The sequence below is a fragment of the Agrobacterium sp. MS2 genome (genome assembly GCF_003261015.1).
Taxonomy (GTDB): domain Bacteria; phylum Pseudomonadota; class Alphaproteobacteria; order Rhizobiales; family Rhizobiaceae; genus Agrobacterium; species Agrobacterium pusense.
In genome coordinates this window covers 250,821-272,081 of the sequence record NZ_QLNF01000056.1, presented here as the reverse complement: position 1 = coordinate 272,081, position 21,261 = coordinate 250,821, and the positions used below count along the sequence as shown (strand labels likewise).

Here is a 21,261-nt window from a genome sequence, read left to right as displayed (position 1 = left end):
CCTCTGCAAGTCCGTCATGTAGGTTCCAGCCACAAGCAAAAGGAAATACCCATGGCCTTCTCCCTCCCCAAGTTTGCCGCGAAACTCATCGCCGGAACCGTTATCATCGCCTCGCTGGCAACCACCGCTCATGCGGATGCAACGCTTGACCGCATCAAGGGTCGCGGCAAGCTCACCGTCGGCGTCATTCTTTCCGGCGCTCCTTTCGGCTTTATTGATCCAAAAACGCAGGAGCAGAAGGGCCTCAACATCGACGTCGCCAAGGCGCTGGCCGCAGGTCTCGGCGTTGAACTGGTGACTGAGACCGTGACCCCGCCAAACCGCGTGCAGTTCCTGCAGCAGGGGAAGGTCGATATTCTTATCGCCAACATGCAGTACACCGAAGAACGTGCGAAAACGCTCGACTACGTGCCCACCCCCTACGACCGTCAGGGCGGCGCCGCCATCGGTCGAAAAGACTCTGGCATCAAGGACTGGTCCGACCTGAAAGGCAAGATCGCCTGCGTGTCTCAAGGTTCCAACTACACTCAGCCGCTGATCGAGCAATATGGCGCGCAGGTAAAGGCTCTGCCCAGCCAGCCGGAATCGCTGCTGGCGCTGAAGGGTGGCAATTGCGATGTGTCCGTTCACGTCAACGGCACGCTGAGCCTGATGCTTCAGGACCGAGCTGATGAGTGGAAGGATTACGGCATCCTCATCCCCACAGATCTCATACCGTCGGATTCCGTGATCTGGCTGCGAAAGGGTGAAAGCGACACGCAGGCGGCTCTCGACAAGATCGTCAAGGAATTGCACGCTTCCGGCAAGATGCTGGAATTCGCTAAGGCAAACCGTCTGCCGAGCATCGGCTATATGGAAGAACAGCAGAAGAAGCTGTCCGCCGCGCAGTAAAGGTCAGGCGCAGGGCTTTCCTGTCATCCCCCGTCACGCCGCAACGTGGTGAGGACGATGGCATAGAGATGGTTCCCATGATCATCAGGAACGGCCGGTTCACCTGCCGTTCTTTTCTGCTTTATAATGGCAGGCCATTCTGGCGCCGCCCGCGTGGCGGCACCGCAATAACAGCATGGATTTCCAATGCAGGATTCATTTACAGCGCGCTTCATAGAACTGGCCGCGCATCTTGGCCTTAACTATGATTTTCTGAACAGCGGCTATGAGGTTCAGATCTGGCTCGACGGCATGAAGATGACGCTGATCCTCGTTGCCGTCACCTTGCCGCTCAGCCTCGTCTTCGGCTTCATTTTCGCGGCAATGCTCACTTCCGGGAAGGCCTGGCTCGCCGGTCCCGTGCGCGCCTATGTGGAACTGACGCGCAACACGCCGACGCTGGTACAGCTGATGTGCGGTTTCCTCGTGCTCAACATGCTGATTTCCAATGCGCTGGGTGGCGCGCAGAACAATCCGCTGACGCCGTTTTTCTGGGTCGTTGCGGTCACGGGACTGCACATTGCCGCCTTCCATGCCGAAGCGCTGCGCGGCGGCATCGAGGCGGTGCCCGGCACCACAATCGAGGCAGCGCGTGCAATCGGTTTCAGTTCCTTCGAGATTCTGCGTTATGTGGAGTTTCCGCTGGCGATCCGCACAGCGCTGCCCTCCATCATCAACAATCTCGTCAATCTGGTGAAGCTCACCACGGTCGGCTCTGCAATCGCCGTGGGTGAGATCACCTATGCCTCCATCCTGATCTGGACGCAGCGCGACAATGTGGTCGAGCTGATGATCGTTATCCTCGTTTTCTTCAGCGTCATCAATTTCATCGTCGCAAGGGCCGGTCTCTGGCTTGAACGGCGTCTTGCGGTTCCGGGGTTCGGTCAATGAGTGCGGTGGTTTCTCCAACACGTGCGGTGAAGAAGCCGCCTTTCGGCACCATTCTGCTGCTGGGCGTCCTGGTTGCCGTCATCCTGTGGCTGGTCCTCGATCCGTCGCTCGGCCAGGTGCTGCTGGAATGGCTGCCCTATCTCGCCAAGGGCTTCGCCATGAATGTGCTGATAAGCATTCTGGCGATCGCCATCGGCACATTTATCGGCGTTCTTCTCGGCATCATGGAGCTTGCGCCCTACCGTCTGGTTCGCGCACCGGCACTGACCTATGTGCAGATTTTCCGCAATGCCCCGCATCTGGTGCTGATCTTTGCCGCGACTTACATCTTCCCCTTCGAGATCGTGGCCTTTGGCAACTACATTCCTTTTCCGGACTGGATCAAGGCGGTTGTGGGCCTTGCCATTCCCGCCAGCGCCCATATCGCCGAAATCACCCGCGGCGCCATCCAGTCCATTCCGACAGCGCAATGGGAAGCCGCTCAGGGGCTGGGCTTTTCGCGCAACCAGACCCTGCGCTGGATAATCCTGCCGCAATGCATAAAACGCTCCCTGCCGCCGTGGATGAACCTCTATGCGTCGATCACCATGGGCACGGCGCTCGCCTCGCTGGTCGGCGTGCATGAGCTTCTTCACGCCGCGACCGACGCCAGCACCGCCGTGCAGCGCAACGATTTCACCGTGGTGGTCTATCTCACCGTTCTGATGGCGTTCTTCCTGTTCTGCTATCCCGTCTCCCGTTTCACGCAGCGCCTCGAGCGGCGCTTCGCTTCCCGCTGATTGGAACAAGCCATGTCCGCATCCATCGCCCAAAACGCCCAGCCGCTTGTTGAACTCGAAGCAATCCATCTTGCTTTTGGTGACAACCAGGTCCTGAAAGGCATTGATCTCAGCGTCAACAAGGGGGACGCCGTCTCCATCATCGGCCCTTCCGGCTCCGGCAAATCCACCATCCTGCGCTGCATCAACGGGCTGCTCATTCCGCAATCGGGCAAGATCACCGTTGGCGGCACGCGAGTAGACCAGCTTAAAACCGAGGCCGAGCGCATCGCGCTGCGCAAGCGGATCGGCATCGTGTTCCAGCAGTTCAACCTCTTCCCGCATCTGACGGTGATGGAAAACATCACCATCGCGCCGATCAAAATACTTGGTACGCCAAAAACGGAAGCGGAGCGCCATGCCCGCGAATTGCTGGAAAAGGTCCGCCTGTCCCAGAAGGTCGACGCCTATCCCGGCCAGCTTTCCGGCGGCCAGCAGCAGCGCGTGGCGATCGCCCGCGCGCTCGCCATGCGGCCGGAGCTGGTGCTGTTCGATGAAGTCACCTCGGCACTCGATCCCGAAACGGTTGGGGAAGTGCTCGCCGTCATCCGCGACCTCGTCAACGACGGCATGACGAGCATTCTCGTTACCCACGAAATGCGCTTTGCCGAAGAAATCAGCGACAAAATCGTCTTCACCGAAAACGGCCTGATCGTCGATCAGGGCACGCCGGAGCACATATTCTACAAGTCGACCAATCCGCGCATCAACGCCTTCGTCAAGGGTCTCGGCGGACAGGGCGCGCGCGTGAATGACGGCGAAGGGATCTGATGCCATGGTCGCGGAGGAAAAACTCACACTTCTTCTTGCCGGAGCCATTGCCGCTTCCGACCCGCTACACGATGAAGAGGCGGTCACCATTGCCCGCACGGCACTGATCGATTTCTTTGCCTGCGTGCTGGGCGGCGCTGCCGACAGGAGCACGAAAATCCTGATCGACACCTTCACGTCAGGCACGCAAGGCGCAGCCGGCATCGTCGGCCACGATCTGCGTACGGATGCTTTCACTGCCGCCCTTATCAACGGCCATGCCGGTCACGTGCTTGATTACGACGACGTCCATGGCAGTGTGCGCGGCCACCCCACCGTCGCCATTGTTCCAGCCCTGCTGGCTGTTGCGGTCGAGGAAGGCTCGACGGCGGATGCATTCATCGCCGCCTATATCGTCGGGCTGGAAACCATGGCCCGCATTGGCCTGTCGCTCGGCACCAGACATTACGAAAATGGTTTCCACGCCACCGCCACACTTGGCCCCATGGGTGCCGCGGCGGCGATCGCTCATCTCCTGAAATTCGATCCGCAGACAACGGCCGTGGCGCTCGGCCTCGCCGCCACGCAATCGGCCGGGCTTCGCCTGCAATTCGGTTATGACGCCAAGCCGCTCCATGCGGGGCTTGCCACGCGTGCCGGCCTCACCGCAGCACGGCTGGCACGATCCGGCTTTCAGGGCGCGCCGGATTTTCTGGAAAATTCCATCGGCTTTTATTCGGCCTTCGCCTTCGGCGCCGAGCAGCCGAAGCGTGTTCTCTCCGGCTGGGGCGCACCCTGGCAGATCGTCTCGCCGGGCCTGACCCTCAAGGCCTTCCCGTGTTGTACCGCGGCACACCCCGTCGCCGTGGGCGCGCTGGCGCTGCGCAGCACCCATGAGCTGCAGCCGGAAGAAATCGAGGCGGTCACCATCACCTTCCCGCCCGGCGGCGATGCCGCGCTTGTCGGCCCTGCCACGCCCGCAACCGGCATAGACGCGCGCTTCAGCCCCGAATATGTCTTCGCTGCGGCGCTGACGGATGGGTCACTGGGGATCAGCCATTTCGACGAACGCCCGGCACGCGCCGACCTGCTCGGCCTTTCCGCGAAAGTCTCGCGCCGGCATGACGAGACCGCTCGCCGCCTGTCGCCAGACCCAACTACCCGTTTCGTGGTGATAGATGTCACGAAGAAGGATGGTACGGTGCTATCGCGCCGCGTCGACGGGCTTCCCGGCATTGATGACCCGGCCGAAAAATTTGCCGACGCGACCGGCGGCAATGAAAAATTCGCCGGTATCCCGGCCTTGGTGCGGACCATGAAAACCGCAGCCGACCTCAGGAAGCTCGAAATGCTTCTGGTATCGCCAATATTACTCGACTGACATGAAGGCATGATTCCCATGACCACCACGACCCGCAAAAGACAGATGCATCTCGGCCTTTTCCTGCAGGGTGCCGGACACCACGTTTCCGGCTGGCGTCACCCCGATGCGGAGGCCGGCAGCGAAAACCTCGATCTGCTCACCCGCGTAACAAAAATGGCCGAAGCGGCAAAATTTGACATGGTTTTCCTGGCTGACGGCCTGACCAGCGGCGTCGACGCCCATCCTTCGATGATCGCACGTTTCGAGCCGTTGACCCTGCTTGCCGCGCTGGCAATGGTGACCGAGAAGATCGGGCTGGCAGCAACCGCCTCCACCACCTATGGCGAGCCCTATCACACCGCTCGCGCCTTCGCCTCCATAGACCATTTAAGCCATGGTCGAGCGGCCTGGAACATTGTCACCACCTCTTACGCACGGACGGCAGCGAATTTCTCCAAGGACCACCCCGAGCATGACGAGCGTTATGCGGTGGCGGAAGAATATGTGAACGTCGTTCGCGGCCTTTGGGACAGCTGGGATGACGATGCCTTCATCAAGGACAAGCAGGCGGGCCGCTACGTCGATCCCGAGAAAGTCCATGTTCTCAACCACGAAGGCAAATATTTCACCGTCAAGGGACCGCTCAACATTCCGCGCTCGCCGCAGGGCCATCCGGTTCTCATCCAGGCCGGTTCCTCCGGGCCGGGTCAGGATCTCGCCGCACGCACCGCCGATATCGTCTTCACCGCCCAACAGGCGATTTCCGAAGCGCAGGCTTTCTACACGAGCCTCAAGGCGCGCGTCGAAAAATTCGGCCGCGATCCCGCCAGCGTTGCCGTGATGCCCGGCTTCATGCCGATCATCGGCAGGAGTTTCGAGGAGGCGAGTGAAAAGCTGAAGGAACTGAACCGCTGGACGGACATCAAGAGCGCGATGCCGCTGCTCGAAGAGCGTATCGGCCACATCCTGGCCGACTATGATCTCGACGGGCCGTTGCCCGAACTTCCCATCTCCGACCAGTTGCGCAGCCGGGCCGAGTTGCTGACCGAGCTGGCACGGCGCGAAAAGCTCACGATCCGAGAACTGGCGCTGCGCGTCGCGGCCGGCCGTGGCCACCATATCGTCATGGGAACGGCGAGCGATGTTGCCGACAGGATGCAGCAATGGTTCGAGAACGGCGCAGCCGATGGCTTCAACGTCATGCCGCCCTTCTTCCCCGGCGGGCTGGAGGAGTTTAATCGCGAGGTGGTACCGCTCTTGCAGGAACGCGGCCTATTCCGCCGGGAATATGAGGGCTCCACATTGCGCGACCACCTCGGCATCACGCGCCCGGCCTTGCGGGGTTAACCGCGCGCAGATGCCCTATCATAGGCATCCGCATCAATTGATGATCAGCAATAAGCGGGGCCGGCGAAAGCCGGCTCCCTTCATGCTGCTGCGCGCCCGACCTCCTGATCGTGCCGAGCAGCAGTCGAAAAATCAGACCGTATTGAGGCACCATCCTCACGCTGAACCGTGCGGCGGTTCAGTTTGAACAGGCTGACAAGCTGGGCCAATGCATCCGCACCCTGCGCGAGCGTGGTGCTGATTACGGTGGTGCGTGCGCTCATGGCGGCGTTTTCCTGCGTCATCCGGTCCAGCCGGTTGACCGCCTTGTTGATCTCACTGATGCCGACAGCCTGCTCGTCCGCTGCCTTTGCGATCATGTCAACGTTGCCGTCAATATGTCTGACCAGCGCGTCGATCTGCTTCAGCGCTTCGCCCGTTTCACCCACGAGCCTTACCCCTTCGAGGACCTCGCTGCCGGAATTGTTGATCAGCGCCTTGATTTCCTTGGCGGCACCAGCGGAACGCTGCGCAAGCTCGCGGACCTCCTGCGCTACCACGGCAAAGCCCTTGCCGGCTTCACCCGCGCGGGCGGCTTCCACGCCCGCATTCAGCGCCAGCAGGTTGGTCTGGAAGGCGATCTCATCGATAACACCGATGATCTGACTGATTTCCCGCGATGCTGTCTCGATGCGCTGCATGGCATTGACCGTGCGCTCAACGACCTCGGTCGAGGCCGCGGTGGATGTGCGTGCACTCTGAACCAGCTTGCGGGTCTCTTTCATGTTTTCCGTGGATGAACGAACCGTCGCCGTGATTTCCTCCAGTGCCGCAGAGGTTTCTTCCAGCGCTACGGCCTGCTCGCGCGAACGTTCGGCCAGATTGACGGAAGCCTCGCTGACTTCCTGGCTGCTGCGGGTCAGATCGCCCGTCTGGCCGAGAACATTCTCCAGCGTCTTCTGGAATTCCGCGATAGACTTGTTGAAATCGCGCCGCAGGCTCTCAAATTCACCCACGAAGGGTTTGTCCAGCGTGACGCGGATGTTGCATTGGGAGAGCCGCTCAAGCGCCGCGCCAAGCTCCTCCACCGCATACATGCGGTCCGTCACGTCAAAGGCAAACTTCGCCACCTTCAAGACACGGCCCTGCTCATCCAGTATCGGATTATAGGAGGCCTGGATGAAAACGCGTTTGCCGTCCTTGCCGAGCCGCATGAACTGCCCGGCAGAGAAACGGCCGCTCCTTAGCTCCTGCCAGAAATCGCGATATTCGTGGGACTGGGCATAAGCTGGCTCACAGAACATCGAATGATGCTTGCCTACAATTTCCTGCGCCGTGTAACCAAGCGCCGCGAGGAAATTCTCGTTGGCGCTGAGGATCTTCCCATCTGGTGTAAATTCGATCATGGCCTGCGCGCGGGAGAGAGCGGCCAGCTTGCCGTCATCTTCCATGCTCTTGCGCTTGATCGCGGTGATATCGGTTGCAACCTTGACGATCTTGTAAGGTTTGCCGAAACGAAAGACGGGATTATAGGAAGCTTCGATCCAGATTTCGTCGCCGTTTTTTGCCCGGCGCCGATATTGACCCTGATCATATTCGCCGCGCGAGAGTTTCGCCCAGAACGCCTTGTATTCCGCATTGGCAGTATCTTCGGGAGCAACAAACATGCTGTGGTGCCGTCCGATGATTTCGGACTGCTGATAACCCACCGCTTTGCAGAAATTGTCGTTCGCCTTCAGAATTTTCCCGGTCAGATCGAATTCGATGATGGCCTGCGAACGGTTCAGGGCGTCAAGTACCGCAGATGCATCCAGACCGAGTTTGGAAAAGTGAGACATGCCTTTAAAACCCCCAAATTAACCGCTGTGCAGACCCACTGCCCCTCCGAATGAGAAGGGATGAACATGGATGGGCCTGACTGCACGCGAAACTAGCCAGACACTGTTAAATAGCGATTAATAATGACTCATAACTATCTAAGCCGCGACCTGGCCGATGGGCAAAACGCACTGATGTGCATGGCGGCCTCCCCACCGCGGAACCGCTTATTTGCCACAGTGCTGATATTTCTATCGCCGCAGCGTGATGCGACCTTTCATACCCTCTGCATTCATTGTTATGGCGGGCTTGAGAGATTTGTATTGCAGGAGCGCCGATGACCAAAACCCTGAAATGCGACGTGCTGGTGGTCGGCACCGGCATTATCGGTTCCATGGCAGCGCTTTATCTGCAGAATGCCGGGCGTGATGTCGTGCTTCTTGAGCGTGGCGATATCTCCCGCGGTGCGAGTTCCGGTAATGCCGGCATATTGGCCTTTCCGGAAATCATCCCCATTCCCGCGCCCGGTATCATGAAAAAAGCCCCGCGCTGGCTTTTTGATCCGCTCGGACCTCTCAGCGTGCCGCCGGCCTATGCACCGAAGATCGCCCCGTGGCTTTGGCGTTTCTGGCGCGCCAGCGCCGAACGCAGTTTCCGTCATGGGCTGAAATCACTCATGGAAATCAACCGGCTGGCGGCCATCGAAATGGCCCAAATCGCTGCCATGCCCGAGCTCTCGCCCTTCATCTCAAAAACCGGCACGCTTGATATCTATGATAGCGAGGCGAGCCTCAACGCCGCCAGTAAGGATTGGGACGAAAAGGAAAAAGCCGGCTTCGCATTCCAGCGCGTTGACCGCAACGAAATCGAAGAGCTGCAGCCGGGCCTGGCGCCGCAGTTCCGCCATGCGGTGTTTTCGGCGGATGGCCTGCAGGTCTCCGATCCCTATGATTTCACCCGCGCCATATTTGATCTTGTGATCTCACGCGGAGCCAGCCTTCGCAAAGGCGAAGCTCAGCGTATCGACGCAGTGGGCGAAAGTACGATCGTCACGCTGGAGAACGGCGACAAGATCGACGCCGACAAAGTGGTGATCGCCTGTGGAGCATGGTCCAAAAAACTTGCGGCGACGCTTGGCAACATCGTGCCGCTGGAAACGGAACGAGGATACAACACGACCCTGCCTGTCGGTGCTTTCAACCTGACACGCCAGCTTTATTTCAACGACCACGGCTTCGTTGTGACCCCCTTGTCGACTGGCATCCGCGTCGGCGGCGCCGTCGAACTCGGCGGGCTGGAACTGAAGCCGAACTTCCGCCGCGCGGAAGCCATGTTGAAAAAAGCGGAACGTTTCCTTCCCGGCCTCAAACTGGAAGGCGGACGGCAATGGATGGGGTTCCGCCCCTCCATGCCGGACTGTCTTCCCGTCATTGGCACCGCGCGGACGACACCCTCCGTTATCTACGCCTTCGGCCACGGTCATCTGGGGTTGACCCAGTCGGCAGCCACAGCCCGGCTGGTGACGCAGATGGCAAACGGCGACGAAACGTCCATCTCGGTCGATCCCTTCCGCCCGGGACGGTTTTCCTGAAATGGGGTAGCATTGGCGGCGCCAGGGCCCGGCCTCGCCAGCAATACGGGTTATTTCACCGTCTGCGTGGAATCGTTAGGGAATTCCACTGTCGCGAAGGACGGGTAGACCTTTCGCAGGATGGTCACCTGCTGCTGATCGCTCACCCGGAGCAAATACCAGTCCGAACCGTCGATCAGCGCCAGCGTGTGGGACTTCGCCTCTATGGTCTGACCGCCGGTTTCCATCACGGTTTTTGTCGGAATGAGCGCATAGGGCGTGCCATCCGGCGTCTCAGCCAGGCTGATCGCCCGCGCGTCCATGGTGAATTCGGTTATCTTGACCGCCGCGAGCGCCATCTGCATCTGCGCCGTCAAGGCACTCCGCAACTGCTCCACGGTGACACCCGCATCACTGGCGATGAACTCGAAGATTTTCGGCGGCACAGTCTTGCCGACCGTTTCGAAATCCTGCGCATTCAGGGCGATGCTGAAACGCTCGATCTGGGCACGCAGCCTCTCCTGCTCGGCAGGAGAGATATCACGCGCGGAGACGGGACATGCAACCGCAATCAACAGAAACAGACAGGATAAAAGGCGTTTCATGCCCGGCCGTCCCGGTTGTCCGGCAGAACCCTTACCCGTAAGGGCAACAGCCCGCAAACGGTTCGATCAGCGCAGCAGAACGAACCCGGCCGCCGACAGAACGAGAAAGACAACGAGACCGCCAAGGAAGCCCGCGGATGTGAAAAAACCGGCAACCATGGCCAGCATCAGCACGCACAGCATCATCGTGCCGTATTTGGTCAAGGCCAGAAAACCGTTATAGGTCTTTTCGTGTTCGGCGTAGTTCATTTCAGCGCCAAGTTCGACCGGACCTGTATGGTGTTCGCTCATTCCACTTCCCCTTTGCTCCATCCGTCATTCCCGTCCTGCGGGGAAATCTGCCCCGCGGACGATCACGGGCCATGCCGGATTCTCCGGTGCCAGAGGTAACATAAAGTGATCGAAAAGCGCAATGCGTTCCGCACGAAAGTGTCACGCCGCCATCCGTCGGACCGGCTCTCAAGGACAATACTTGCCTTCCGGCAACATTCTTTCGTTAATAGTTGAAAAGGGCCACCGTTCTTGCTCTTTGCGTGCGGTTTCGGTTGCTTTTCGAACCGCCTACCCATACACGGATTCTGTGGGGAGGAACTCCGGAACCGATGGGTGCGGACGCGCGTGGAGGCGCGGCCGTTGCAGGGGTATCGGGCTTTGCTCTCCGCCATAAACCCGCAAAGGGCCCGGCAAGGGAAGAGGGGAAAGTCATGAAATCGCTTTTAAAAATAAGTGCGCTGATAGATTCTGCGAGCGAGGTCCTGGGCAAGATCGCCGGTTATCTCGTGCTCATCTGCTGCCTCGTCAGCGCCGGTAACGCGATGGTCCGTTACGCCTTGAACTACAGCTCCAACGGCTGGCTCGAAATCCAGTGGTACATGTTCGCCTTCATCGTGCTGATCGGCGCTTCCTATACGCTGCGCATGAACGAGCATGTTCGGGTCGACATCATCTATGGTGCGATTTCGCCACGCAGCCGCATCTGGGTGGATATTATCGGCATTGTGCTGTTCCTGCTGCCCGGCTGCCTTTATCTAGCCTGGCTGTCCTGGCCCATGTTCACCCTGTCCTGGAATCAGGGCGAAATGTCTTCCAATGCCGGCGGCCTGATCCGCTGGCCCGTGAAACTCATCATCTTCGCCGGTTTCGCCCTTCTGGTTCTTCAGGGGTTTTCCGAACTCATCAAGCGCATAGGCGCCCTCAACGGGCTTTATGCGCTCGATACGAAGTACGAAAAACCCCTGCAATGATCGCGCCGATCTGAACCTTCAGGATATTCCCATGTTTGAATACGGTATTCTTCCGCCACTGATGTTCATCGGCATGATTATCTTCATGCTTTACGGATTTCCGGTGGCTTTCTCGCTTGCCACCGTCGGCCTCGTTTTTGGCGTCATCGGCATCTTCACCGAGCACTTTTCACCGGCTTTTCTTCAGGCCCTGCCCCTGCGCATCTTCGGCATCGTTTCGAACGACCTTCTGCTGGCCATTCCCTTCTTCACCTTCATGGGCGCTATTCTGGAGCGTTGCGGCCTTGCGGAAGACCTGCTCGAAGGAACGGGGAAGCTTTTCGGCGCTATACCGGGCGGACTTGCCTATGCCGTCATCATTGTCGGCGCGATCCTGGGCGCGATCACCGGCACGGTTGCGGCCTCGGTCATCACCATGGGCGTCATCTCGCTGCCCATCATGCTGAAATACGGCTATAATCCGCGACTTGCCACCGGCGTCATCGCCGCCTCGGGCACGATCACACAGGTCATTCCGCCCTCGCTGGTGCTGATCGTCCTTGCCGACCAGCTCGGTAAATCCGTGGGCGACATGTATCTCGGCGCGATCGGTCCGTCGATCCTGCAGGTGGCGATCTTCATGCTCTTCATCCTGCTGATGTCGATAGTGCGGCCCAAGGACCTTCCGGCTTTGCCGCCGGAGGCACGCGGTGAGCTTAACCGGGCGCTGGTGTTGCGTGTGCTGGCGGGCATGATCCCCTCCATCGTGCTCATCTTCCTCGTGCTCGGCACCATCTTTCTCGGCCTCGCAACACCGACGGAAGCCGGAGCGCTCGGCGTTGTCGGCGCGATGGCGCTGGCGGCGGCACATCGGCGGCTCAGCTGGGACCTCGTCAAGCAGGGAATGCATTCCACCATGCACATCACGTCGATGGTGGTGTTCATCCTGGTCGGCGCGACCTGCTTTTCGCTCGTTTTCCAAGGCATGGATGGTTCGCTTTGGATCGAGCACATGTTGTCGGGCATTCCGGGCGGTCCTATCGGCTTCCTGATCTTCGTCAACATCTTCATCTTTTTCCTCGCCTTCTTCCTGGATTTCTTCGAAATCGCCTTCATCGTCATTCCAATGCTGGCGCCGATAGCCCAGTCGCTCGGCATTGACCTCATCTGGTTCGGCGTGCTGATCTGCATCAACATGCAGACGAGCTTCATGCACCCGCCCTTCGGATTTGCATTGTTCTACCTGCGTTCCATCGCGCCGCGCACCGTCAAGACATCGGATATCTACATGGGCGCCATTCCCTGGCTTGGCATGCAGCTCATCCTCGTCGCCATCGTGATATTCTGGCCGGAATCCGTCACCTACTGGATAGACAAGGCTCCCGACGTCGATCTGAACTCCATCAAGATCGAGGTGCCCGCCTTCGGTAATCAGGGTGGCAACACCATGCCCAATTTCGGCTTGCCAGGAGGCCAGCCAGGAGGAATGCCGGGCATGCCAAATCTGGGCGAGCCGCCGAAGATCGGGCCTTGACAGGCATCCTGTAAGGGAGCGGAAACGCCTGTGATTGCGAAGACGGGGCACGCCCCCGCCTTCCGTTTATTCTCTTTAGAAACGGACCCGGGCAGTCACTATACTGCCTGTCCAGTTCTTCTTGATGACGAATGCAACGCTCAGCATTTTCCACATCGCGTCACGTCCACAATTGAGACCAATGGTCGGGGCTGGGGGGCGCCGATCTCAGCCGGCACTCCGGCTGGTCGCCCATCCTGCGATTGTGCTCCGAAGGACCCGATCATAAACCATCCTTTGTTGTCGAATGCATGAGGGTACGCGCACAACAAAAACCCCGGAGACCGAAATCTCCGAGGCCTTTGCCCGGTCCGCCGCCGTTACTGAATAATCAGAGCTTGCCGTTTCGCTGCTGGATCATCATGAAAGTATCGAAGGTGTATTCCGCCAGCTGCATCCACAGATAGCCTTCGCGCTTGAAGGCGACCTGGTCCTCGTAAATCTTCTTGAAGTCCGGATTGGAAGCCGAAATATTGGCGTATACCTCAAGGGCCGCCTTATAGCACGCTTCCAGAATTTCCTGGCTGAAGGGTCTGAGTACCGCGCCTTCAGAAACGAGCTGCTTGATGGCAATCGGGTTTTTGGCGTCGTATTTCGCCATCATGCTGGTATTGGCGAAGGCGCAGGCGTCCTGCAGCGCCGTCTGATAGTTCTTGGGCAGGCTGTTCCACTTGTCCAGATTGACAAAGGAGTGAATGACCGGGCCGCCTTCCCAGAAGGCCGGATAATAATAGTACTTTGCGACTTTCTGAAAACCGAGCTTGTGGTCGTCATAAGGGCCGACCCACTCGGCGGCGTCGATGGTGCCCTTTTCCAGCGCCGGATAGATATCACCGCCGGCGATCTGCTGCGGCACGACACCAAGCTTTTCAACCACTTTGCCGGCAAGGCCGGCAATGCGCATCTTGACGCCTTTGAAATCGTCAACCGTGTTGATCTCCTTACGGAACCAGCCTCCCATCTGCGCGCCGGTATTGCCCGAAATCATGCCGTAGAGGTTATGTTTGGCGTAGAATTCATTGAGCAGTTTGTTGCCGTTGCCTTCATAGAACCACGAATTGGTCAGGCGAGCATTCAGGCCAAAGGGTATCGCCGTCCCGATCGCAAAGGTCGGATCCTTGCCGACATAATAATAGGAGCAGGTATGGCACATTTCCACAGTGCCTGACGATACGGCATCGGCCGCCTGCAAGCCGGGAACGATTTCCCCGGCGGCAAAGGGCTGGATGGTAAAATTGCCGTCGGTGGCGGCAGCGACGTGCTTCGCAATATCCTCGGCACCGCCATAGATCGTATCAAGCGATTTCGGAAATGACGACGTCAGGCGCCAGTTGATCTTGGTATTCTGCTGCGCAATGGCGGGCGCGGCAAGGGCTGCAGTGGCAGCTCCCGCGAGCGCACCTTTTTTCATGAAGGAACGGCGATCCATCTATATCCTCCCAGATATGAACGCTGCCTGCAGCTTTGAATTCCCCTCTTTGCTGTTCAGGCATTGTAGCGAAGTAAGCACGGTTATCGCCCGACTGACAAGCACCCGCACCAAGAATTAATCGCGGAAAAACGCGGTGTTTTCGGGAATTTTCTTCGCATTTTATATTCAACTGAAATATCTCGGCATCGCCTTATACTTTAGGCGCATGCCGGATCAGCAGGAGGCAAAGGCATGCTTGACTTGGTTCGCCGGCGGTCGCACATATTTCGAAGATTCGTTCCGGAGCCGCCATGCCAAAACCCATCATCGCCGTCCCCGCCGACATAAGGCATTTTACCGGAGCCGACTGGCACGCCGCGCAGAACCAGTATGTTTCCGCCGCCCTGAAAGTGGCTGGTGTCATGTCCTTCATCGTGCCGGCCTTTGAGGACGGAAACGACGTGGACGCCATTCTCGACCGGGTGGATGGCCTGCTCGTCTCCGGCTCCGCCACCAATGTGCACCCTTCCCTCTACGGAAAGGAGGCGCGGGAGAGCGACGGCCCGTTCGACCAGGCCCGCGATGCCACCAGCCTGCCGCTCATCCGCCGTGCGATCGAGCGCGGCATTCCGATGCTGGCCATCTGCCGAGGAATACAGGAACTGAATGTGGCGCTGGGCGGAACGCTGGCGTCCGAAATTCAGGAGCAGCCGGGCATATGGGACCACCGCAAGCCAGAACATGACGACCGCGACGTCGCCTTTGCCATCCGCCAGCCAGTGCATGTGCGCGAAGGCTCCTGCATTGCACAGCATCTCGGCATGTCGGGCGAAATCCAGATCAACTCGCTGCACAGGCAGGCCATTGCCGAAACCGCGCCGCGCCTGCAGGTGGAGGCGACGGCCGCCGATGGTACAATAGAGGCGGTGTCTGTCATTGACGCAAAAGGATTTGCTGTCGGGGTGCAATGGCATCCAGAATACTGGGCCGAGACGGACGCGCCCTCCCGCGCCCTGTTCGAGGCCTTCGGCAAAGCCGTCCACGACTATCGAAACAGCAAAGCATGAGCCGCTGCTGATCCCCTCGCCGCATGAGGGCACAAAAAAGGGGCAAGCCTGAAGGCCTGCCCCAAGGTCTGGGAGGAGGATTTAACGCTTGGCGCGTTTCTTCTGCCGGTAGACGTCGGCGACGACGGCCGCCACGATGATGAGACCTTTGACGATCTCCTGATAGTAGGCGTCCACTCGGAGGAAGGTGAAGCCCGATGTCATGACGCCGAGAATGATCGTACCGATTACCGTTCCGGTGATGCGGCCGGCGCCGCCGGATAGCGAGGTGCCGCCGATGACGGCCGCAGCGATGGCGTCAAGTTCATACATGACGCCCATGCCGGCCTGCGCGGTCTGAGCGCGGGCAGCGGTGACAACACCGGCAAGACCGGCGAGCATTCCGGCAATGGCATAGACCTTGATCAGATGTGCCTCGATATTGATACCGGATACACGTGCAGCCTGCTCATTGGCACCGATTGCATATGTGAACTTGCCATAGCGGGTGTAACGCAGCGCGACGTGGAAAATGATTGCCACGAGCAGGAACACCACGACTGGCCAGATGCCTGTGCCAATGAAATTGAAACCGTCGGTCAGGCCGGAGATCGGCTGCCCCTTCGTATACCACTTGGAAATGCCGCGCGCGGTCACCATCATGCCGAGAGTGGCAATGAAGGGCGGGATTTTCGTGCGGGCGATGAGCTGCCCATTGATGAAACCGGCCAACATGCCGGCGAGAATGCCGACAGCAAGCGGGATGATGAACGGCAGGTCGGTGAGCCCGGGATAAAGTGCCCGCGGCCAGGTTGAGGACTGGGCCATGCTGGCGGACAACATCGCCGTGAGGCCGACGACCGACCCGGAGGACAGATCGATGCCGCCGGTAATGATGACCTGCGTCACACCTACCGCTATGATGCCGATCACGGAGACCTGCAGGATCATGATGGTCAGTCGCTGCTGGTTCATCAGGAAGCTCTGGCCGATGAATATCCAGCCGAGAATCTCGTAAATCAGCGCTATGCCGATCAGAATGAAGAAAATATTGGCTTCCGGCGGTATGCGCCGGTGCGGTTTGCGTCCGGATTTGGCATCCAGCTCCGGAGTGGCGGCGGCGTTGCTATTCATATCTGTTCCTCCTCGAGAAATCCCGGCGCGCCTCACCGCGATGCGAGATCCATCACCTTAACCTGCGTGGCTTCACTTCTATCAAGGAAGCCGGTCACCCGACCTTCATGCATGACCATGATGCGGTCGCTCATTCCCAGAACCTCCGGCATTTCGGAGGAAATCATGATGACGGCGACGCCCTGGCGCGCCATCTCACAAACGAGCTTGTGTATTTCCGCCTTGGCGCCCACATCGATGCCGCGCGTCGGCTCATCGAGGATCAGAATGCGCGGCTTGGTCAGCATCCAGCGACCGATCAACACTTTCTGCTGGTTGCCGCCCGAAAGATTTTCGATGCGCTCGTAAAGATGCGGAGTTTTCACCCTCAGCTTGCGGCACATTTCCTCGCAGGCGTCCGACAACGCGTTTTCCTGCACGAAACCATTGGCGACATATTTGTCCTGCAGAACGGCGATCTGCATATTTTCCAGAATATTCAGGATCAGCAGACATCCCGTGTCCTTGCGATCCTCGGTCAGAAACGCCATGCGATGACGAATGGCTTCCGTCGGGCTGGTGACTGAAACGGGTTTGCCATCGATGCTGATCGTCCCGGAAGACGCGGGCGTCACACCGAAGACTGTCTCTGCAACATTGGAACGACCGGAACCGACCAGGCCCGCGACGCCGAGAATTTCACCGGCGCGAACGTCGAAGGAAATATCGTGGAACACGCCATCAAGCGTCAGGTTTTTGACCGACAGGACAACGTCGCCGATAGGAACCTCTTCCTTCGGGAACATCTGCGTGATCTCGCGGCCCACCATCATGCGGATGATGTCGTCACGCGTTACATCGGTAGAGGCATGCGTGCCGATATATTTCCCGTCTCGGAAAACAGAGAACTCGTCGGCGATTTCGAACAGCTCGTTCATCTTGTGGGTGATGTAGACGATGCCGATACCGCGTGCCCTGAGATCGCGAATGATGCGGAAGAGATGCGCCACCTCGCGCTCCGTCAGCGCGGATGTCGGCTCATCCATAATGAGAACGTCGGAATCGTAGGAAACCGCCTTGGCGATCTCGACCATCTGACGGCTGGCGACGGAAAGCTCACCGACCCGCGTTTCCGGATCGAGATCGATACCGAGGCGATCCAGCAGGGCTTCGGTACGGCGGTACATCTCGCCATGGTCGATAAGGCCCAGCCGGTTCTTGGGTTCCCGTCTGATCCAGATATTTTCCGCGACCGTCATGTAAGCCATCAGGTTCAATTCCTGATGGATCATGGCAATGCCGTTTTCCAACGCATCAAGCGGGGAATCGAGACGAATGTCGGCGCCTTTCAGGCGGATTTCGCCGCTGTCTGGCTGGTAGATGCCAGCCAGAATCTTCATCAGCGTCGATTTTCCAGCGCCGTTCTCGCCCATCAGCGCGTGCACGGTGCCGCGCTTTAGCTTGAACTGCACATCATCGAGCGCCACCACGCCGGGAAATTCCTTGCGTACGCCTTCGACGGCGAGAAGGTATTCCGCATTCGGAACGGCGCCGCTGGCGCGCACGGCGGCCATTGTCGATGGACTGACGACCATCTCATCCTCCACAATAGACAAAATTGACCGGAAACAGGCTTCGCCCAATGGCGCACCTTGCCTCCGGGGAGGCTTACAGCGCCATGTCGACCACAACATGCAGGGCGCTGCAACACTTTGAATTCACTGGAATTCAATCACGATCCGCTCATGCGCCGAAGCTTGTTCGGCGCCGTCGGGAACCGGCATCTGCCTCCAATATCAATCTGAACGGGCGCAGATGCCGGAAGGCGGCCATTAGTTCTTGGCCACGTAGTCCTTGACGTTTTCAGGCGTGACGAGCTGGAAGGGGATGTAAACCTTCTTCTCGACCTTCTCGCCCTTGACGAGCTTCAGCGCGGCATCAAGTGCGCCCTTGCCCTGGCCTGCCGCATCCTGGAAGACCGTGGCGTCGAGATCGCCCGCCTGCATGGCGGCGAGAGCATCCTGCGTGGCGTCTACACCGGCGACGACATAATCCTTCATGTCCTTGCCAGCAGCCTTCAGAGACTGAATCGCGCCGATCGCCATTTCGTCGTTATTGGCGATGACGGCGTTGAACTCGATGCCGCTCGACAGCCAGTTGGTCACGAGGTCGGAACCCTGCGTGCGCTGCCAGTTGGCGGTCTGCTCTTCAACCACGGAAATGCCTTTGCATTCGTCGGTCTTCAAGACATCCTTCGCAGACTGCGTGCGCATGCGCGCCGCCTGGTTCGAGAGCTCGCCCATCATGATGACGGCATTGCCCTTGCCACCGAGGAGGCGGCAAACCTCTTTCGCCTCAAGCGTACCAGCCACCGTTTCGTCGGAGGCGACAAACGCCTGTCCGTCCGGCAGGCTGTCGACGTTCACCGGCTGGCGGTTGACGTAAACGAGCGGAATCTTGGCGTCGGCTGCGAGCTTGGACATGGCCGCTGTCGCATCCGTGTCCACAGGGTTGACGATGATCGCGTCGACCTTGGAAGCGATGAAGTTCTGGATCTGGCTCTGCTGCTTGGCGACGTCGTTCTGCGCATCCTCGACCTGCAGGGTGACGCCCTTCAGCTCCTTGGAATAATCCTGCATGCCATTGCGCAGCACGGTCAGGAAGTTGTCGTCAAACAGCGCCATCGAGACACCTACGGTCTCCGCATGGGCCGCCGTGCCGAGAAGCACAGACATAGCTGCGCCGATGATAAATTTCTTCATTGTTTTTCTCCTCCGTGGCGTCCGGCGCCGCCTCTCCCAGCCGGAGGCGAACCCGAAAGCCCGCCGCAACCTCCTCACATCAGAAAACGGAATAATGAAACCGATTTTCTGCCTGTTCGATATATTTATTCCATTTTTGGTTCGAACGTCAATGTTTTCTTCGCAGCCCCGCAGCGGCGTGGTGCACAAGGCTGTGATGATGGGAAATTGCGGAGAAAGCGCCTTCCGGATCGCATAGCCGTGGAAGATGCAGAGGCTCGCTCGGCCTCGTTCCCAACCGGAAGGCCGGGTCCATAAGCCGTTGAAATTATGGTTTACGGCTCGAAATCGGGAGAACTCGGCCGGGATGGAAGATTTATTCCAAACCGGCATCCACCGACTCTCCTTGGAGAAGGCCGGCCGCGCATCAGCTTTTCTTCCGCTCGAAACAGTCAGGGGATCTCCCGTGCCGCCTGTGGAAATATGGCGGCACGGGGACGGCGACAAAAGGAGGTGCGTAGCGCCTTACCGGTGGGAGCCCGGCATGACATCGGCGGGAATCGGGCAGACATATTTGCTGCCTTCCGTCTTTTCCTGCCATTCCTTCCTGGCGCTGGCGAGCAGTTCCGGCGATGTCATCAGTGAAAGACCTGTCGCTGCAAGCGTTTTGGCGGCATGCACCATGGCCTTGTGGGCGGCAGGAGTTTTGCCTTGTGCCACCACCTGCCAGGTATGCGGATTGGTCCCGATCGCCCAGGCGGGTGTCCAGCATTGTGCCGTCGGTGTCACCCAGCTGACGTCACCGACATCGGTGGAGCCGGCCCGAAAATGCGAATGCCCCTCGAAATCCCGCAGGCCGAGATGCAGGGGCGTCGAGCCGTCGATCTTACGGTTGGAAAAGACATCACCCTTTATCTGGTAGAGCCGGATGCTGCTTTTGATCGCCTCGTCAGTAAAAGTATCCTGGATGCGTTTGGCAAAAGCGATATCCGCTTCGTCGAAAGCGACGGGGCCAAGCGCCACCATGTTTTCATGCATCGCCGTTTCCAGCGCGATGTTGGGCAGGAGATTGGTGGAGGCGGTATCAAAGACGATCTCCACCTCGGTCTCGGTCATCAGTGCCGCACCGCGCGCCACCTTGTCGACCCGCGCGGCGAGATCAAGCGCCTGACGCATTTCCGGGGCGCGGATCAGATAAAGGACTTCCGCCTTGGCCTGCACCACATTGGCCGCCTTGCCGCCAGTGTCAGTGATTGCATAATGTACCCGGCAATCCTGCGGCATGTGTTCGCGCAGGAAATTGACGCCGACATTCATGAGTTCGACGGCATCGAGCGCCGAGCGGCCGAGATGGGCTGCATTGGAAGCGTGGGCCGCAACGCCCTTGAAACGGTAAAAATATTCCAGCACGGCCAGATTATTGGTCGAGCGTACCCCGTTGAACGGTGCCGGGTGCCAGGTCAGCGCAGCATCAACATCGTCAAACAGGCCGGCACGCACCATGAAGGTCTTACCGGAACCGCCCTCCTCGCCGGGGCAGCCGTAATAACGGACGGTGCCGGGCATATTATTCGCCTTCAGATGCCGGGCGAGCGCAATAGCGGCCATCAATGAGCCGACGCCGAGCAGATTATGGCCACAGCCATGGCCGGTGGCGCCCTCCTCTCGCGGCTGCACCTTCGCCACATCGGCCACCTGGCTCATGCCGGCCAGCGCATCGAATTCACCGAGGAAGGCGATAACGGGCTTGCCCCTGCCAAATTCGCCGATGAAGGCGGTTTCCATGCCCGCCACACCGCGCCGAACCGCAAACCCATTTTCCTCAAGCGCGGCGGCCAGAACGCCGGCAGATTGCCGTTCTTCAAATTTGAGTTCGGCAAAATCCCAGATGCTGTCGCTCAAAGTGGTGAAATCAGGCTTCATCGCCTCGATTTCGGCGGCAATCGACATCACGGCATCACGGTTCATGGCTTTTCCTCGCATTTCCGCCCTTTTCGGGCACGCGCAGGCGCTTCGGCAGAGGCACCGCCAAATTACCGCGCTTAATAATGGAAAGCCCGCGCCAGGGTCAGCCGCCGGCGCG

At 59.1% G+C, this 21,261-nt stretch carries 18 protein-coding genes; 10 read left to right on the top strand and 8 right to left on the bottom strand.

Annotated features, from left to right (window positions below; all coding sequences use genetic code 11):
• Nucleotides 1-51 precede the first annotated feature (51 nt).
• From DOU54_RS16580 to DOU54_RS16555, 6 genes are all read left to right on the top strand, one after another.
• Nucleotides 52-891, top strand: a complete 840-nt coding sequence (locus DOU54_RS16580; RefSeq protein WP_113731664.1) for a transporter substrate-binding domain-containing protein — start codon at nt 52-54, stop codon at nt 889-891.
• 186 nt (nt 892-1,077) lie between these two features.
• The gene (locus DOU54_RS16575) at nt 1,078-1,821 is read left to right on the top strand and encodes an amino acid ABC transporter permease (protein WP_113731663.1); all 744 of its coding nucleotides are present in this window, start codon (nt 1,078-1,080) and stop codon (nt 1,819-1,821) included.
• Nucleotides 1,818-2,600, top strand: coding sequence for an amino acid ABC transporter permease (locus DOU54_RS16570; protein ID WP_006698607.1), 783 nt, complete (start codon nt 1,818-1,820; stop codon nt 2,598-2,600). The genes DOU54_RS16575 and DOU54_RS16570 overlap by 4 nt, the downstream gene beginning before the upstream one ends.
• 12 nt (nt 2,601-2,612) lie before the next feature.
• Nucleotides 2,613-3,410 (top strand): amino acid ABC transporter ATP-binding protein, encoded by a 798-nt coding sequence (locus DOU54_RS16565; protein WP_006698608.1) that lies wholly within the window; start codon nt 2,613-2,615, stop codon nt 3,408-3,410.
• A 4-nt stretch (nt 3,411-3,414) separates the two neighbouring features.
• The gene (locus tag DOU54_RS16560) at nt 3,415-4,770 is read left to right on the top strand and encodes an MmgE/PrpD family protein (RefSeq protein WP_113731699.1); all 1,356 of its coding nucleotides are present in this window, start codon (nt 3,415-3,417) and stop codon (nt 4,768-4,770) included.
• Nucleotides 4,771-4,779: 9 nt separating this feature from the next.
• Entirely contained in the window at nt 4,780-6,099 is a 1,320-nt protein-coding gene (locus DOU54_RS16555; RefSeq protein WP_193603382.1) for an LLM class flavin-dependent oxidoreductase, read from the top strand.
• An 80-nt stretch (nt 6,100-6,179) separates the two neighbouring features.
• Here the strand turns inward: DOU54_RS16555 and DOU54_RS16550 are convergent, their stop codons facing one another.
• Nucleotides 6,180-7,916: a methyl-accepting chemotaxis protein gene (locus DOU54_RS16550; RefSeq protein WP_113731662.1), complete on the bottom strand. Its 1,737-nt coding sequence runs from the start codon at nt 7,914-7,916 to the stop codon at nt 6,180-6,182.
• A 317-nt stretch (nt 7,917-8,233) separates the two neighbouring features.
• Between DOU54_RS16550 and DOU54_RS16545 the strand changes: the two genes are divergently transcribed.
• Entirely contained in the window at nt 8,234-9,487 is a 1,254-nt protein-coding gene (locus tag DOU54_RS16545; protein ID WP_113731661.1) for an NAD(P)/FAD-dependent oxidoreductase, read from the top strand.
• A gap of 50 nt (nt 9,488-9,537) precedes the next feature.
• On the opposite strand, the gene DOU54_RS16540 is transcribed toward DOU54_RS16545, so the two are convergent.
• Entirely contained in the window at nt 9,538-10,071 is a 534-nt protein-coding gene (locus tag DOU54_RS16540; RefSeq protein ID WP_113731660.1) for a hypothetical protein, read from the bottom strand.
• Nucleotides 10,072-10,137: 66 nt separating this feature from the next.
• A complete protein-coding gene (locus tag DOU54_RS16535) occupies nt 10,138-10,362 on the bottom strand; it encodes an aa3-type cytochrome c oxidase subunit IV (RefSeq protein ID WP_004438441.1) in 225 nt (74 codons plus the stop codon).
• A gap of 413 nt (nt 10,363-10,775) precedes the next feature.
• Between DOU54_RS16535 and DOU54_RS16525 the strand changes: the two genes are divergently transcribed.
• Both DOU54_RS16525 and DOU54_RS16520 read left to right on the top strand, forming a co-directional pair.
• A complete protein-coding gene (locus DOU54_RS16525; protein ID WP_113731659.1) occupies nt 10,776-11,315 on the top strand; it encodes a TRAP transporter small permease subunit in 540 nt (179 codons plus the stop codon).
• A gap of 31 nt (nt 11,316-11,346) precedes the next feature.
• A complete protein-coding gene (locus DOU54_RS16520) occupies nt 11,347-12,828 on the top strand; it encodes a TRAP transporter large permease (protein ID WP_004438436.1) in 1,482 nt (493 codons plus the stop codon).
• Between the two features lie 370 nt (nt 12,829-13,198).
• Here the strand turns inward: DOU54_RS16520 and DOU54_RS16515 are convergent, their stop codons facing one another.
• Nucleotides 13,199-14,296, bottom strand: coding sequence for a TRAP transporter substrate-binding protein (locus tag DOU54_RS16515; RefSeq protein WP_003510333.1), 1,098 nt, complete (start codon nt 14,294-14,296; stop codon nt 13,199-13,201).
• A 293-nt stretch (nt 14,297-14,589) separates the two neighbouring features.
• Here DOU54_RS16515 and DOU54_RS16510 point away from each other — a divergent pair, with 293 nt between their 5' ends.
• The gene (locus DOU54_RS16510; protein WP_004438429.1) at nt 14,590-15,345 is read left to right on the top strand and encodes a gamma-glutamyl-gamma-aminobutyrate hydrolase family protein; all 756 of its coding nucleotides are present in this window, start codon (nt 14,590-14,592) and stop codon (nt 15,343-15,345) included.
• A gap of 81 nt (nt 15,346-15,426) precedes the next feature.
• On the opposite strand, the gene DOU54_RS16505 is transcribed toward DOU54_RS16510, so the two are convergent.
• The 4 genes from DOU54_RS16505 to DOU54_RS16485 form a co-directional block, all read right to left on the bottom strand.
• The gene (locus DOU54_RS16505) at nt 15,427-16,458 is read right to left on the bottom strand and encodes an ABC transporter permease (RefSeq protein WP_022563607.1); all 1,032 of its coding nucleotides are present in this window, start codon (nt 16,456-16,458) and stop codon (nt 15,427-15,429) included.
• A gap of 32 nt (nt 16,459-16,490) precedes the next feature.
• Nucleotides 16,491-18,032, bottom strand: a complete 1,542-nt coding sequence (locus DOU54_RS16500) for a sugar ABC transporter ATP-binding protein (protein ID WP_113731658.1) — start codon at nt 18,030-18,032, stop codon at nt 16,491-16,493.
• 237 nt (nt 18,033-18,269) lie between these two features.
• Entirely contained in the window at nt 18,270-19,199 is a 930-nt protein-coding gene (locus DOU54_RS16495) for a sugar ABC transporter substrate-binding protein (protein ID WP_004438419.1), read from the bottom strand.
• A 504-nt stretch (nt 19,200-19,703) separates the two neighbouring features.
• Nucleotides 19,704-21,146: a M20 family metallopeptidase gene (locus DOU54_RS16485; RefSeq protein WP_113731657.1), complete on the bottom strand. Its 1,443-nt coding sequence runs from the start codon at nt 21,144-21,146 to the stop codon at nt 19,704-19,706.
• Nucleotides 21,147-21,261: the final 115 nt, after the last annotated feature.